Genomic DNA, 13,907 nt, shown 5'->3' with positions numbered 1-13,907 from the left:
TGGTGGCCCGCCGTGGGGGGGCCCCCCGCCCCCCCACCTGCTGCGGCCCGCACCGGGGTCGGGCCCCGCCCCCGCCCCCGCGCGCCGCGGGGCCCCGGGACCGGTTCGACCCGGGTGATCTCCAACTCCCGCCCGCTGCGCAGCTCCTGCGAGGGGCGGTCGCAGCGCGGGCACCAGAAGAACGGCGGCATGCCCACCGCGAACTCCTCGGCGCACGGCGCGCAGTAGGCGTGCGCCGTGACCTGCTCGACGACCAGCTCCGCCGTCGCCAGAGCCGTACTGCCCTCCCGGGCCACCTCGAAGGCGAAGTGCAGCGCGTCGGGCACCACGCCCGCCAGCTCGCCCACGCGAACGGTCACCGCCGAAACGGCGTCCGCGCCGTCCGCCCGGGCGAGTTCCCCGGCCTGCTCCACGATCGCGGTCGCGATCGACAGCTCGTGCACAGCCCGGCTCAGGGGTACCGGCGGTTGGCCCGCAGGCCACCGGTCATCCGGAAGATGCGCAACTCACGTACGATTCCCGGGAGTTCCCGGACGAACAAGGTCATGGCCAGGCCGCCGATCACGGCCGCCTGCACGACGAGCAGCTGACGTCCGGACATCCCGGCCCGTACAGTCCTTCTTCCCATGCCAACCTCCATGGCGGTCTCTTCCTGCTGTGTCATCCCGGTGAGATGTTCGGCATGTCCTGCACCAGGGCGTCATGCCGTTTCCAGTGGATACCGGTGGAGCGGCGCGCGTCGGAGCTGCCGTCCTTGTGGTGCCCGGTCTGGTGCTGGTACGGGCCCTTGTTGCCCTGGTGCAGTCCGCGCACGTGGCTGGGTGTGTCGGGCTTCGCCTGGGGCCGGCCCACTCGGATGCTGCCCATGTCGGTTCTCCTTCCGGGTCCTCAGGACCGCTCGGTCAGCTCCCTGAAGAACTGTTCTACGGCCGGCCAGACCCGGCCGCCACCGGAGAGCCCCCGCCACTCACGGCGGACCAGGGCGATCATCCGGTAGCAGTCGTCGACCGGCACGATCCAGTGCTCGTCGAGGCCCCGCACGGTGTTCACCAGCAGCGCCTCCACATCGGGTGTCATGGCGGCGAGCTGCGGAACGGTGGCGGCCAGCCGCTGCCAGGCCGCCGCGTCCACCTCCCACCGCATGGCCCCGGCCGGGCTCGGCCCCTGCGCGGCGACCGTGCCGTCGGAGCCCGGCACGAAGAACACCAGACCCACCGGGACGCCCAGCACCGCCGTGTCCACCGGCGGCAGCCGCAGCCGGCGCCGGGGCACGAGCCGGTAGCGGCCCTCGCCCGCCCCGTCGTCGGCGAACAGCACCGAGCAGGGATGGCACACGCAGCGCACCTCGACGGCTCCCGTGTCGTACAGATGGGGATGCTCGGCGGCCAGGCGGGCGGCGCACAGCTCGCAGAGCTCGGCCTCGGCCGTCGCCGCGCGGTCGGCCGTGGAGCGGATGACCCGGGCCAGTGCGCCGTCCACCCTCACCGCGCCCCCTCGGACACGGCCCGTCGTTTGATCGTGCTCAGCGGTACGAACGCGGGTGCCGGCTTCCGCCCGGCGGTTCCCGGCACCGTCTCCACCGAGGTCAGCTCGGGAGCGACGGCCAGCACCGCTTCCCGGACCGCCTCGACGACCTCCGCCGAGCCGCCGCCGCACCCGGACCCGCACCCGCCGCCGGAGGTCAGCCGCACCCGCGCCACCCGCCCGTCGACGCCGGCCCACTCCAGGTCGCCGCCGCGCTCGCGCACCGCCGGCCGCAGCTTCTCCACCGCGCGGGCGGCCCTGCGCTCCGGGGACTCCGGATGGATCTCGTGCAGGACCAGGAGATGCCCGAGCAGGTCGTCGTCGGCGAGCCGCTCCCACAGCCGCTCGTCCGCGTCGTCCAGCACGCGGGCGAGCGCCTCGCCGTAGACCTCGGTCAGCAGCCGCACCGCCTCGAGCGCCGGGCCGGGCGCGGACTCCAGCCCGGCCAGCACCTCGTCGAGCCGGGCGAGCCGCGCCTCCACCGCCGCGTCCGGGAGCCTTACGGCGGTGTCAGCCATGGTTCGCCCCGTACGTGGGCGAGTGCACGGTGGTCAGGGTCTTGCCCTTGCCCACGTACATGTGGACGCCGCACGGCAGACAGGGGTCGAAGCTGCGCACGGTGCGCATGATGTCGACGCCCTTGAAGTCGTCGGGCCCGTTCTCCTCGAAGATCGGCTGGCCCTGGACGGCGTCCTCGTACGGGCCCGGGGTGCCGTAGCTGTCGCGGGGGCTGGCGTTCCACGGGGTCGGCGGGTACGGGTGGTAGTTGGCGATCTTCTTGTCCCGGATCACCAGGTGGTGGGAGAGGACCCCGCGCACCGCCTCGTGGAAGCCGCAGCCGATCGACTCGTCGGGCACCTCGAAGTTCTCGAACACCTTCGTGTCGCCGCTCCTGAGCATGCCCATGGCCTCCTCCAGGAACTGCAGGGCCATGGCGGCGGCGTAGGCGATGAAGTACGGCCGGGCACGGTCCCGTTCGAGGGTGTTGCTCCACTTCGGGATGCGCCACTCCAGGGTCGTCTCCGGCAGCTTCTCGCCCTTGGGCAGGGTGATGCGGACGCCGCCGCCGGTCGCCTTGACGTACGGCGTGTCGACCAGGCCGCTGAGCGCGGTGGACCACAGCCGGGCCAGCGGGCCGCCTCCGGTGTCGAGCGCCAGATGCTCACCGGTGTCGGGGTGGTACCAGCGCGGGCTCATCACCCAGCTGTAGTTGCCGTCGAAGTCCCGCTTCTGCGGCACCGGGACGGTCGTCTGGTTCCACGGGTGGCGCATGTCGACGGGGTTGCCGAGCGGGTCGTGGGTGACGAACGGGTCCTCGTTCACCCAGTCCTCGTAGAAGGAGCTGCCCAGCATGACGCGCAGCCCGAGGTTGATGTCGATCAGGTTGTTGGTGACCAGCTTGCCGTCCACGACGACGCCGGGGGTGACGTACATCGCCCGGCCCCACTCGTTCATCGTCGCGTAGCGGTAGTCCACGACGTCCGGGTTCTGGAAGGCGCCCCAGCAGCCCAGCAGGATGCGGCGCTTGCCGACCTCCTCGTAGCCGGGCAGGGCCTCGTAGAAGAAGTCGAAGACGTCGTCGTTCATCGCCACCGCCTTCTTGATGAAGTCGATGACGCGCATCAGGCGGCTGAGGTAGTCCGTGAAGGTGTTCGGCTGCGGCATCGTGCCGACGCCGCCCGGGTACATCGTGGAGGGGTGCACATGCCGCCCCTCCATCAGGCAGAACATCTCCCGGGTGATCCGGCTGACCTTCAGCGCCTCCTTGTAGACCTCGCCCTCGAAGGGGTTGAAGGCCTTCATGATGTCGGCGATCGTGCGGTACCCGTGGGTGTCCCCGCGCGGTGCGTCGGTGCGCTCGGCGCGGGCCAGGACACCGGGGTTGGTGGCCTTGACCATGGCCTCGCAGAAGTCCACGAAGACCAGGTTGTCCTGGAAGATCGTGTGGTCGAAGATGTACTCCGCCGCCTCGCCGAGGTTGGTGATGTGCTCCGCCAGCTTCGGCGGCTTGACGCCGTAGGCCATCTGCTGGGCGTAGTTGGAGCAGGTGGTGTGGTTGTCGCCGCAGATCCCGCAGATGCGCGAGGTGATGAAACCGGCGTCACGCGGGTCCTTTCCCTTCATGAACACCGAATAGCCGCGGAAGAGCGACGAGGTGCTGTGGCACTCGACGACCTCCTGATTGGCGAAGTCGATCTTCGTGTAGATGCCCAGGTTGCCGATGATCCGGGTGATCGGATCCCAGGACATGTCGACGATCTGGGCGGGTTTGCGCTCCGTGGGCCGGGACTCGGTGGTGGTCATCTGCGGTACTGGTCCTCGCTGTCGGGGTCGGGCGGATCGGTGGCGGGACGGGGCCGGACGGCGTCAGGCACGCCAGTGCGGGTCGTAACCGCTGGTCAGCTTGCGCTTGTTGTGGCGCCACTTGGGCTCGTGGTTCACCACGTCGTTGGTCAGGCCGCGCAGCCGGCGGACGACCGCTCCGTACGGCCTGACGAGCATCGTCGACAGCGTGCCGCCCGGGGGTTCGTCCATGAACGGCATGAAGGCGTCGGGGAAGCTGGGCATCGTGCAGCCGATGCAGATCCCGCCGACGTTCGGGCAGCCGCCGATGCCGGCCATCCAGCCGCGCTTGGGCACGTTGCAGTTGACGACCGGGCCCCAGCAGCCGACCTTCACCTGGCACTTGGGGGAGTTGTAGTCCTTGGAGAAGTCGGCCTGCTCGTAGTACGCGGCCCGGTCGCAGCCCTCGTGCACGGTCTTCCCGAACAACCACTGCGGGCGCAGCATGTGGTCCAGCGGAGGCGGGGGAGCGGCACCGGCCGCGTGCTGGAGCACCCAGACGAGGGTCTCCATGAAGTTCTCCGGCTGGATGGGGCAGCCGGGCACGTTGACGACCGGCAGCCCCGACCGCGCCTTGAACTCCCAGCCCAGGTAGTCCGCGAGGCCCATGCAGCCGGTCGGGTTGCCGGCCATGGCGTGGATGCCGCCGAACGTGGCACAGGTCCCGGCGGCCACGACCGCCCAGGCCTTGGGCGCGAGCTGGTCGATCCACCAGTTGAGGGTCTGCGGCTCGCCGGTGTCGGGGTCGTTGCCGAACGACGTCCAGTAGCCGTCGCCCTGAATGATGTTCTGGTTCGGGACGGAACCCTCGATGACGAGGATGAACGGCTCCAGTTCGCCCCGCGCCGCGGCACGGTACGGAGCGAGGAAGTCCTCGCCGCCCAGGCTCGGTGAGAGCACCTTGTTGACGAGGTTGACCTTCGGCAGGCCCGGGATGAGGCCCAGCACGACGTCCTCGATGGACGGCTGGCCGGCCGCGGTCAGCGACACGGTGTCGCCGTCGCAGCTCATGCCCTCCGAGATCCAGAGGATGGTGATCTCGTCGAATCCCTTCCGCGCCTCGGCCCCGCTGGGCTCGCCGCGGACATCGGTGGTACCGCTCTGTGGGGTCATCGCTGCGGCCTCCGTCGTTGCCGGTCTGGGAATCGGTCGTAGGGGACGGCCGGGACCACGGGGGTCCGGGCCTGGGGGCGCCCGGCGGCGGCGTGATCGCGGACGAACCGCTCGACCGCCGGGTGGTCGTGCCGCGGTGCCTCAGGGGTATCCACCGCACCGTCCCTCCTCCGGCCGGTGGGCCGGACGCTCGGGGGGCCGCGGCGACTGCGGCCGGGGTGATCGCACCGGCCCCGGACCGGGCACGTCCGCGGGGGTGAGCGGCTCGAGCTCGTCGGGGCGGAAGTAGTGGAAACGGCCGTACCAGCCGTGCAGTTCGGCCGCGGGATCGTCGTCCACGGTGACGGCCAGGTGCACACTGCCGTCCACGTCGTGGAAGACGGCGGCGACCTGCGCGGTCCGTCCCGCCAGGAACATGTCCTGGGCGTCGGCGCCCCGGACGCGCGGACGCAGCCGGACCCGGCTGCCGCCGCCGACGGGCACGCCGTCCACGGACACCGTGTCGGTCGCCGGGGACAGGCCTTCGCCGCCGCCCTCCTGCCACCAGGCGGGCCGCTCCGCGCCGGACCGGGCCGGGGCCGGGTTCAGGGACCGGACGGCGCCGTGCAGCCGGGCGAAGACCTCCGGGGGCATGGTCTCGACCCGGTCGAGGATCTCCGCCGCCCGTGGATCGGTGGCCCGCGCCTCGGCCTTCTCCTCGTCGGTCAGCAGCATCGTGCGCAGGGTGAGGATCTCGTCGATCTCCGCCGCGTCGTGCAGATCGCCCGGGCTCTCCGGCGCCACCTGGGGCCAGTCCGGAAGGATGATCGGTGCGGAGAGCAGGACGGCGCCCGTCGTGCCCTGCTGAGGCGGGCCGGCGAGCACGGGGAACGTGAACGCGTTCCGGCAGCCCCGCGAGTGCCGCGCCAGACCGCCGGGGGGATCGATCAGCGAGGCGAACTCCAGGCCGTCCCCGCCGACGAGGGTGTGCGTGGCGAGAAGCGCCTGGCGCAGAGCCTCGGTGCGCGGGGCGTGCCGGTCCGTCGCCTCGCCGGTGTTCTCGGTGCGCACCCGCAACCGGTACAGCTCCGGCGCGAGCGGTTCGGCCACGACCGTCGTCACGGCCCGCACCTCCCCGCGCCGCCGTACCGTCCGCCCGGACCCGTCCGGCAGTGCCTCGGCGTCCGTGCCGGCGGCCGCACCCACCAGGGCCGTACGGCCGCCGAGCAGCAACTCCCCCAGTGGCAGCACCAGTTCGGTCTCGCACGGCACCGCCTCCTCGAAGGACAGGTGCACGGCACCGTCGGCCGTCCGCAACGACTCGACCGGGCGGTACCGTCCGTCCGGGCCGGCCGTCTCGATCTGCTTGTCCTGCATCTGGAGGAAACGCACCCGCACTCGTACGACCGCGTCGGCGCGCGGTGTTCGCAGCAGACACTCGGTCTGCTGGTACCAGGAGTCCGCGGAGCCGGAGATCCCCGGCGTGACCGGCCCGTCCCGCTCCACCCAGTCGCGGGGCAGCAGCACGCCGAACTGCCAGCGGACCCGGTTCTTCGGCGAGGAGCGGCGGTACGGGTAGAGCAGGTACCCCTCGTAGAGCACGGCGTCCGCGACCGCACCGACTTCCGCGAAGGCGCCGTCGGCCCGGCCGTACGGCACCTCGGCGCCATGGCCGTCCAGCACGGCGGGGCTCGCCGCTCCGCCCCCGCCGGTTCCCTCGGACATGCCGCCTCCTCATCGCAGGGCTCTCCTGCGCGCACTCCTTCCACCACCGTCACACCGGTCACGGACCCTCGCCCCTCCGGCGCACGCCGATTGCGCCGCGCGGGGGATGACGAGTGCCCGAGAGGGCTCATCGGCGCGATGGGGCCATGGAGCTTCGGGAAGCCTGCGCACGAGGGCGCTCAGGGGAGGCTTCCCTGTCCCGTCACGTCCGTCGCGTGAGCCCGAGGCACGGCGCGGGTGTTCCACAGCGCCGGCTTCCCGGGCCTGTTCCTCGCGCCGGCGGGCCTTACGGCAGCCGCTCCAGGGCGACCAGGGCCGAGTCGTCGCCGAGGTCGCCGCGGACGTGGTGCAGCAGGTCGCGGCGGAGGGCGGCCACCATCGCCTCCAGCGGCCGGCCGGCGTGCGTGCGCACGCGTGCGGCCAGGTCGTGGAAGCGGCCACGCCGGTCGCGGGCCTCGATGAACCCGTCGGTGTACAGCACGAGACGGTCGCCCGGCACGAACGGCACGGTCCGGGCCACGGGTCGCACGGCCAGCAGGTCACCGAGACCGAGCGGCGCGCCCGGCTGGCCGGTCTCGTAGGGCCGTACCTCGCCGGCGTGGACGACGTACGGCTCCGGGTGGCCGCAGTGCACGATCCGGGCCACGGGCTCGCCGGGCGGGAACTCCACCAGGAGTGCCGTCGCGAACCGCTCCGTGAACAGGGCGCCCGTGCCGGGGCCACTGGACCTGCCGCCCTCCGGTGTGCCGTCCAGCGCGGCGATGTGCCGGCACGCCCGTTCGTCCAGTTGCTCCGCCACCTTCGTCAACGAGGGCTCCTGGTAGGCGAGTTCCCGGAACGCGCCGAGCAGGGTGGCCGAGGCGCCGACGGCCTCCAGACCCTTGCCCCGTACGTCGCCGATCACGAGCCGGGTGCCGTACGGCGTGGGCAGCGCCTCGTAGAAGTCGCCGCCGATGTGCGCCTCCGACTCGGCCGGCAGGTACACACCGCTCAGCGCGAGCGAGCCGATGCGGTGGGGGAGGGGGTGCATCAGGGCGCGCTGCGCGGTCTCGGCGACGGAGCGGACCCGGCTCAGCTGCCGTTCCCGGCGCTGCCGCAGGGAGCACGCGGCCAGCGAGGTGAGTCCGACCACGAACAGGCTGCCGAGGGTGACACCCGCGTCCGGGTGTCCGTAGCTGCCGGCGTTCCACTGGAGCAGCGCCGTGATCACCAGCGCGGCGCAGCCGAGCGCCGCCGTCGCGCGGCACGGGAGCAGCACGGCGGCCAGCACCGGGACGGCGGCCATCACCGGTGAGACGTGCAGCCATTCGGGCGTGAGCAGATCGGCGAGGGCGACGACCACCATGAGCAGCACCGGGGCCGCGCCCAGGAGCGCGCGGGAGCCGCCGCGGCGGCTCCAGGGCGCCGGCGGGCGGCGCGTCGGCTGCCGGTGCGCGGGTTCGGCGGTGTGCCCGGTGGCGGTGTCCTGAAGATCGCTGGTGTGAGAGGTCATCGTCGCGGTGAGGTCCGTAGCGGGTCGAGGAGCCGGCGGGATCGGGCGGGCGGAGCGGGCGCGGGCGCCGACAGGCACGTCCGGGCCGACTCCAGGGGGCGCAGGAGACGCCGGTCCGTGGCGGCCCCGTCCGGGCGACCGCAGCCGGGGGCGCCGAGCCGGGCGAGGGCCTGGCGTGCGGCGGGCAGGGCGGGGTGCGGCCGGCCGCCCCGGCACGGGTAGGCGCCCAGGGCGGTCGTGCGCAGCAGGCGGGCGTACGGCTGCGTGAAGGCGGTGCCGGAACGGGAGCCCTCGGCCGCGGCCGGGTGGGCATCGAGGAGCCGGCCCGTCGCGGTCACCTGCCCGGCCACGTCCGTCAGCGTGCCCAGCACCCGGTCGTCCAGGTGCCAGCGACGGCGCCGGGCCGTCGGCCGGACGTTCCAGCGCAGGCTCTCGTGCGCTTCGCCCACGGCGGTGCGGGCGCGGGTCAGCGCCCTGCCGAGGTCGTCCTCCCAGCCCGGGCCGAGTACGGTCCGCGGCCGCTCCTGCCGTACGACCGCATCGGCCAGGCCGTCGAGAGAACGGGCGACCAGCAGGCGCAGCTCCTCCAGCGCCCGCTCGGCGGAGCGCACGCGGACGGCGGGAAACAGCAGCACGCTGCACGCCAGCCCGAAGGCGAGGCCCAGCACCATCTCCGCGAGATGGGCGGCCAGCTCATCGGGGTGCCGGCCACGGACCAGGGCGAAGGCGATCAGCGCGGTCGTCGGGACGTGCAGGCCGTGGTGACCGAGGGATCCGTGCCGCGCCAGCAGCACGGAGGCGAAGACGACGACCGCCAGGCCCGCGATGCCGGGGTCGGCGTACAGCGCACCTGGCACGGCGAGGAGGACACCCATCAGGCATCCTGCGGCGTAGCGGGTGGCGGCGGAGACTGTGGCCGCCACCGTCGTCTCGACGATGAGGACAGCGGCGACGGCGCCCGCGTAGGGGTCGGGGATGTGCAGCAGTCTCGCGCAGGTCTGCCAGGTCAGGCCTGCCGCGACGGTCGCACGCGCGGCCTCGGCGCCGCCGGCCCGTGCGATCCGCGCCATGAGCGCGGGCAGCCGTGATCTGTGCATGCCTCGCCGTCCCTTGCCCGTCGGATGCCGTCGGCCGGGCAAGGCCGCCCAGGATAGTCGGACAAATAGGGCATGAGGCAAATAAGGAATATGTAGGGATGGACGTGGTGCGCCTCATGCATGACCCGTTCAACTCTCAATGAACTGGGCATGTCCGGAAGTCCGTACGGTCCGAGCCAGGGAGTCGGGGGGCCGCCGCTGCCGTCCATGCCGTCGAGCCCGCCACCCGCACCCCCGGACGCCTGGCGCGCCGCCGCGGTCGCCCTGCTCAACCTCAGCGGTCTCGGCCTCGGGTACGCGCTGCTGCGGCGCTGGGTGCTCATGGCCCTGTGCTGGACGGCGACCGCCGTGCCGCTGCTCGTTGCCGTACCCGCCGACGCCGACGGCATCCCGGGCGCCGCCCTCGTCGGCTTCGCCGTACTCCTGCTGCTCGCCGCGCTCCACGGCGCCCGCGCCGGACTGCGCACCCGGCTCGCCTGGCCGCCAGAGCGCCGCTCGCCCTGCTGCTGGGCGTGCTGCTGCTCGCCGTACCGGCGGGTGGCGCGCTCTGGTACCGGGACGCCCACGACGAGGCCGTGGAACAGGCGCTCCTCGACCGCCTCGACAAGGCCGACCACCTGGTGGCCACGAGCGGCCGCAGGTCGTTCACCTCCGCCGAGTCGGGCTACCGGTCGGCGCTGGAGGTCTACCGCGACCTCGCCGAGCACCACTCCGGCTCGCGCGTGGCCCGGCGGCTCCCCGGCAGCCTGCGGACGTACTGCACGACCGTCGGCGCGGCCTACGGCCACCAGGAGTACTGCGACGCCATCGAGCCGCTGAAGTACCCGCGCACCGTGCCCGGCGCCATGCCGGAGGGCCGGCTCGGATCGCCGGCCCGCCGGCCGGACGACCGGCTCGCGACCTCCCTGTACGAGTGCGGGGCCCAGGGCCTCACGACCGGCGGGACGGACTGGGACGCACGCTTCGGCGACCTGCTGAACACCTTCCCCCGGTCCGCGGCGGCGACCAAGGTCCCGCCCGCCGTGGAGGCGGCCGTGCACCGGGCGGAGAAGGCCGTCGGCGGAAGCCAACCCTGCACCGCCGTGGCGCAGTTGCGCGACCTGGACACCCGGATCGGCGGACTGTCCAGGTCCTCGGGCGACGCGGACGGCACGCTCGCCAGGGCCGCCGAGCGCGCCGGGCGCAGCGGCGCCGCGGGGGAGTACGCCTGCGGAGCCGACCAGTACATGGACGGCGACTTCGAGGTCGCCCAGACGCTCCCGAAGGCCGGCGAGAAGCTGCCCACCACCGCCTCCGGCGGCAGTATCTCCGTCACGGTGAAGAACGACAGCCCGTACGACATCACGGTGCTCTACACCGGCCCGGTCACCGGCAGCTTCACCCTCAGGAGCTGCGGCGACTGCAAGGCGTACACCCTCGCCGACACCGTGATGACCGGGTTCAGGCCGTGCAGCGACAGCGGCAGGCACTACCCGCAGCGCACCATCAGCCTCCCGGCGGGCACCACCTACTTCGTGCACGAGCCGAACGGCAGCAGCACCGCGACCCCGGCCTCCGACACGGCCGAGCTGCGGCCGGCTACATCTACACGGAGTGCGCCTACACGACCCAGACGTTCGGGTCCGGCATCTGACCGGCGGCCGGGGCACGCCGGAACGATCACCTCCAGCCCCCGGCTCCCCGGCACTTCCCGAAGGCGGACAAAGGGTCCCGCAGCGGGTCCGGCGCCTCAGCCGGCCGCGTTTTCGACACGCATGCGCACCTGGTCCTCCAGTCGCCGCAGGCTGCCGTCCAGGGCGTTGAACACCGCCTCCTCGCCGGGGTCGTGACCGGGGTCGAAGAACGACAGGTGCACGGTCACCTCGCTGGCGCCGCTGCCGATGCCGGACACCTGCAGCCAGCCGGTGTAGCTGTCCTGCTCCCGCGTGCCCCACTCCAGTCGCATCTGGTCGGGCTCGGCCCGCAGCAGGGCGGCCATGTCCTGCCCGGAGCGGTCCTCGTGCACCGTGACGGACGGCGGCTCCTCGGCCTCCACATGCAGCTCGTGCGGAAGCCATGCGTCGAGCTGGCCGAGGTTGGCGGCCTGGTCGAAGACCTGCTCGGGCTGTGCGGGCATCGCGCGGGACCATTCGTACTCGGTCATGGTGATACCGCCCTCCGCTCGGAAGTCCTACCCCAGCCACGTGCCCCTTCCGCGGCGACCGAAAAGCCCGCCGCCCTCCCACACCCGGCCGGGCTGCGTGCGCCGCGAACTTGTCTGGTCAAGTTTGGTCGTGGTTCTTCCGCTCGACAGGCAGGACCACTACTCATGTCCCGTTCGTTGCGCACAGTCAGGCCGTGCGGGCATCACCCTCACGGCATCCTCACAACGGGATGAGGTACTACGTATGCGTCTGCGCTCGAGATCCCTCGGCGGGATACTCGCCCTCTTCGGCGCACTGGTCGTCGTCGCGCCCGCCCCCGCCCGGGCGGCCACCGACAGCGGCAACCTGATCGTCAACGGCGATGCGGAGAGCGGCGGTTACTGCACCGACGACTGGTCGGCCGCCACCACGGTCCCCGGCTGGACCACCGAGGCCGGCGGCCTGAACGTCATGTGCCACAGCGTCGCCTCCTTCGGGCTGCCGAGCGACGGCAAGACCCCGGGCAAGGCGTTCTTCGGGCCCGGCAACTTCGGCGACGGAGCGATGACGCAGACCGTCGACGTCTCCTCGGCCGCCTCGGCCATCGACGGCGGGGGAGTGCACTACAACCTCTCCGGCTGGCTCGGAGGCTGGACCACCTACAGCGGCCATGTCGCCGTCAGCCTGCACTTCCACGACGCGAACGGCCGTCCCGTCGGCTCGGCCGCCCAACTGCCCACGGTGTCCGCGAGCGACCGGGGTCTCGCCACCAAGTTCCTCTCGCGCACCGCCACCGGCGCGGTCCCGGCCGGCACCCGCTCCATCCAGGTCGAGGTGCAGTTCCTGTCGACGAGCAGCGAGACGGGCTACCTCGACAACCTCTCCCTCACGCTGGACACCCCGGTCACCGCCCCCGCCCCGCTCGCCCCGCCGGTCTCCAAGGTCCCCGGCTATGACCACGTCTTCGTGGTCATGATGGAGAACACGGACTACTCCGAGGTCATGAACGACCCGGCGGACACGCCGTACATGCACAGTCTGATGGCCCAGGGCGCCACGCTCACCGACTCCCACGGCGTCTACCACCCGAGCGACGAGAACTACCTCGCCATAGCCGGCGGCGACACCTACACCAAGGGAGCCACCTACTTCCCCAACATCAACTCGCCCCAGCGCAACCTCGGCGACACCCTGGAGTCGGCCGGCAAGACCTGGAAGGCCTACGAGCAGGGCATGGGCACCCCCTGCAACACCAAGAACAACAACGACAGTTACTACCAGCCCGACGACGCGCCCTTCATCAACTACACCGACATCAGCGGCAACGCCTCCCGCTGCGCGGCCCACCTGTTCGACACCGCGCAGCTGACCACCGACCTGAAGTCGGCCTCGACCACCCCGGACTTCTCCTGGATCGCCGCCGACGACTACTACGACGGCGAGGCCTCCGGCAACGGCAACGCCACCAGCCTGAAGACCCAGGACGGCTGGCTGAAGCAGACCCTCGCCCCGGTCCTCGCCTCCCCGGCCTGGACGCAGGAGCGCTCGCTGCTGATCCTCACCTGGGACGAGAGCGAGGGCGAGGCCTACAACCACGTGGTCACCACGGTCGTCGGCTCCCAGGGCACCGTCCCGGCCGGCACCAGCAGCCCGCTGCACTACGACCACTACGGCATCGGCCGCACCGTCGAAGACGCCCTCGGCCTGCCCGGTCTCACGGCCAATGACACGTACGCGACACCGCTCAACGCCGCGTTCGCCCCGTCCACCGCGAGTACGCCGACGCTCACCGGTGACCTGAACGCGGTCTCCGACGGCGGCAACGTCACCTTCCGCTACTCGGTGCCGTCGGCGGCCCAGGTGAACGCCAAGAACTGGATCGGCATCTACCCGGCCGGCGTCACCCCGGGCAAGCAGTCCTCGCTCGCCTGGTCCTACGCCCCGAACGCCAGCGGCGCCCTGACCTTCCCCACGGGCAAACTGAGTGGGGCGGGCAAGTACGACGTGTACTACCTCGCCGACGACGGCTACTCGGTCCTGGCCGGACCGTTCTCCCTGACCGTCGGCTGACCGGAACCGACGGCTGACCGGAACCGACGGCTGACCGGCCGCGACGGAGACGGGCCCACGCGTCATCGCCGCCCGGCGGAGCAGCCCACGGATCCTCCCCCCGTGGGCTGCTGCTCCCTCCGCCACCCCCCACGCGTCCGGCGCGGGTCACAGGCCCAGGGCGATGGCCATACGGGTCAGCTCGGCGGTGTTGGTGATGTTGAGCTTGGCGCGGATGCGGCGCAGGTAGGCGTCCACGGTGTGGGTGGACAGTCCCATGTGGCGGGCGGTCTGGAGATAGGTGCGGCCGGCGGCGATGTGCCGGAGCGTCTCCCGCTCGCGCGGAGCCAGCGCGGGGGCGGGGGCTTCGGTGTGCGGCGTGGCGAGAGTGGCGCTCATGGTGCTGTCCTCCGGCGAGGGATCTGGCCGTTTAGGGCGATTTGCCCTTGTTTCTTCAGATTG

Annotated in this window: 14 protein-coding genes; 2 read left to right on the top strand and 12 right to left on the bottom strand. The window is 72.2% G+C overall.

The window, feature by feature from the left end; all coding sequences use genetic code 11:
• The 10 genes from hypA to ABT288_RS40885 all read right to left on the bottom strand — a co-directional run.
• A partial coding sequence (gene hypA, locus ABT288_RS40930) for a hydrogenase maturation nickel metallochaperone HypA (RefSeq protein WP_502972961.1) occupies positions 1-443 on the bottom strand: 443 nt, incomplete at its 3' end.
• 8 nt (positions 444-451) lie between these two features.
• Positions 452-628 (bottom strand): hypothetical protein, encoded by a 177-nt coding sequence (locus tag ABT288_RS40925; RefSeq protein WP_351619382.1) that lies wholly within the window; start codon positions 626-628, stop codon positions 452-454.
• Between the two features lie 32 nt (positions 629-660).
• On the bottom strand, positions 661-867 hold the full coding sequence (locus ABT288_RS40920; RefSeq protein ID WP_351619379.1) for a hypothetical protein: 207 nt from the start codon (positions 865-867) through the stop codon (positions 661-663).
• 21 nt (positions 868-888) lie between these two features.
• Positions 889-1,485 carry a DUF5947 family protein gene (locus ABT288_RS40915; RefSeq protein WP_351619377.1) on the bottom strand — a complete coding sequence of 199 codons (597 nt, stop codon included), beginning with the start codon at positions 1,483-1,485 and terminating at the stop codon, positions 889-891.
• Positions 1,482-2,042, bottom strand: a complete 561-nt coding sequence (locus ABT288_RS40910) for a NifU-related iron-sulfur-binding protein (protein ID WP_351619372.1) — start codon at positions 2,040-2,042, stop codon at positions 1,482-1,484. The genes ABT288_RS40915 and ABT288_RS40910 overlap by 4 nt, the downstream gene beginning before the upstream one ends.
• The gene (locus ABT288_RS40905) at positions 2,035-3,828 is read right to left on the bottom strand and encodes a nickel-dependent hydrogenase large subunit (RefSeq protein WP_351619369.1); all 1,794 of its coding nucleotides are present in this window, start codon (positions 3,826-3,828) and stop codon (positions 2,035-2,037) included. The genes ABT288_RS40910 and ABT288_RS40905 overlap by 8 nt, the downstream gene beginning before the upstream one ends.
• 63 nt (positions 3,829-3,891) lie before the next feature.
• Positions 3,892-4,980 carry an NADH-quinone oxidoreductase subunit B family protein gene (locus tag ABT288_RS40900; RefSeq protein WP_351619366.1) on the bottom strand — a complete coding sequence of 363 codons (1,089 nt, stop codon included), beginning with the start codon at positions 4,978-4,980 and terminating at the stop codon, positions 3,892-3,894.
• A gap of 141 nt (positions 4,981-5,121) precedes the next feature.
• Positions 5,122-6,684, bottom strand: a complete 1,563-nt coding sequence (locus ABT288_RS40895; RefSeq protein ID WP_351619364.1) for a hypothetical protein — start codon at positions 6,682-6,684, stop codon at positions 5,122-5,124.
• A gap of 286 nt (positions 6,685-6,970) precedes the next feature.
• On the bottom strand, positions 6,971-8,176 hold the full coding sequence (locus ABT288_RS40890; protein ID WP_351619361.1) for a PP2C family protein-serine/threonine phosphatase: 1,206 nt from the start codon (positions 8,174-8,176) through the stop codon (positions 6,971-6,973).
• Complete coding sequence (locus ABT288_RS40885) at positions 8,173-9,273, bottom strand: FUSC family protein (RefSeq protein ID WP_351619358.1); 1,101 nt, start codon at positions 9,271-9,273, stop codon at positions 8,173-8,175. The genes ABT288_RS40890 and ABT288_RS40885 overlap by 4 nt, the downstream gene beginning before the upstream one ends.
• A gap of 512 nt (positions 9,274-9,785) precedes the next feature.
• Here ABT288_RS40885 and ABT288_RS40880 point away from each other — a divergent pair.
• Positions 9,786-11,102, top strand: coding sequence for a hypothetical protein (locus ABT288_RS40880; protein ID WP_351619355.1), 1,317 nt, complete (start codon positions 9,786-9,788; stop codon positions 11,100-11,102).
• On the opposite strand, the gene ABT288_RS40875 is transcribed toward ABT288_RS40880, so the two are convergent.
• Complete coding sequence (locus ABT288_RS40875; protein ID WP_351619353.1) at positions 11,003-11,416, bottom strand: SRPBCC family protein; 414 nt, start codon at positions 11,414-11,416, stop codon at positions 11,003-11,005. The genes ABT288_RS40880 and ABT288_RS40875 overlap by 100 nt on opposite strands.
• Positions 11,417-11,660: 244 nt before the next feature.
• Between ABT288_RS40875 and ABT288_RS40870 the strand changes: the two genes are divergently transcribed.
• Positions 11,661-13,466, top strand: coding sequence for an alkaline phosphatase family protein (locus tag ABT288_RS40870; protein WP_351619352.1), 1,806 nt, complete (start codon positions 11,661-11,663; stop codon positions 13,464-13,466).
• Between the two features lie 147 nt (positions 13,467-13,613).
• Here the strand turns inward: ABT288_RS40870 and ABT288_RS40865 are convergent, their stop codons facing one another.
• The gene (locus ABT288_RS40865) at positions 13,614-13,844 is read right to left on the bottom strand and encodes a response regulator transcription factor (RefSeq protein WP_351619349.1); all 231 of its coding nucleotides are present in this window, start codon (positions 13,842-13,844) and stop codon (positions 13,614-13,616) included.
• Positions 13,845-13,907: the final 63 nt, after the last annotated feature.

Origin of the sequence: Streptomyces sp. NPDC001093 (assembly GCF_040298985.1) — a bacterium.
Classification (GTDB): Bacteria; Actinomycetota; Actinomycetes; order Streptomycetales; family Streptomycetaceae; genus Streptomyces.
This window is presented reverse-complemented; position numbering and strand designations above follow the sequence as displayed.

What these genes read in the sequence shown, in the direction of transcription:
- ABT288_RS40925 (WP_351619382.1), bottom strand. Translation starts at nt 628, where the DNA reads ATGGGAAGAAGGACTGTACGGGCCGGGATGTCCGGACGTCAGCTGCTC.
- ABT288_RS40920 (WP_351619379.1), bottom strand. Translation starts at nt 867, where the DNA reads ATGGGCAGCATCCGAGTGGGCCGGCCCCAGGCGAAGCCCGACACACCC.
- ABT288_RS40910 (WP_351619372.1), bottom strand. Translation starts at nt 2,042, where the DNA reads ATGGCTGACACCGCCGTAAGGCTCCCGGACGCGGCGGTGGAGGCGCGG.
- ABT288_RS40905 (WP_351619369.1), bottom strand. Translation starts at nt 3,828, where the DNA reads ATGACCACCACCGAGTCCCGGCCCACGGAGCGCAAACCCGCCCAGATC.
- ABT288_RS40900 (WP_351619366.1), bottom strand. Translation starts at nt 4,980, where the DNA reads ATGACCCCACAGAGCGGTACCACCGATGTCCGCGGCGAGCCCAGCGGG.
- ABT288_RS40895 (WP_351619364.1), bottom strand. Translation starts at nt 6,684, where the DNA reads ATGTCCGAGGGAACCGGCGGGGGCGGAGCGGCGAGCCCCGCCGTGCTG.
- ABT288_RS40890 (WP_351619361.1), bottom strand. Translation starts at nt 8,176, where the DNA reads ATGACCTCTCACACCAGCGATCTTCAGGACACCGCCACCGGGCACACC.
- ABT288_RS40885 (WP_351619358.1), bottom strand. Translation starts at nt 9,273, where the DNA reads ATGCACAGATCACGGCTGCCCGCGCTCATGGCGCGGATCGCACGGGCC.
- ABT288_RS40875 (WP_351619353.1), bottom strand. Translation starts at nt 11,416, where the DNA reads ATGACCGAGTACGAATGGTCCCGCGCGATGCCCGCACAGCCCGAGCAG.
- ABT288_RS40870 (WP_351619352.1), top strand. Translation starts at nt 11,661, where the DNA reads ATGCGTCTGCGCTCGAGATCCCTCGGCGGGATACTCGCCCTCTTCGGC.
- ABT288_RS40865 (WP_351619349.1), bottom strand. Translation starts at nt 13,844, where the DNA reads ATGAGCGCCACTCTCGCCACGCCGCACACCGAAGCCCCCGCCCCCGCG.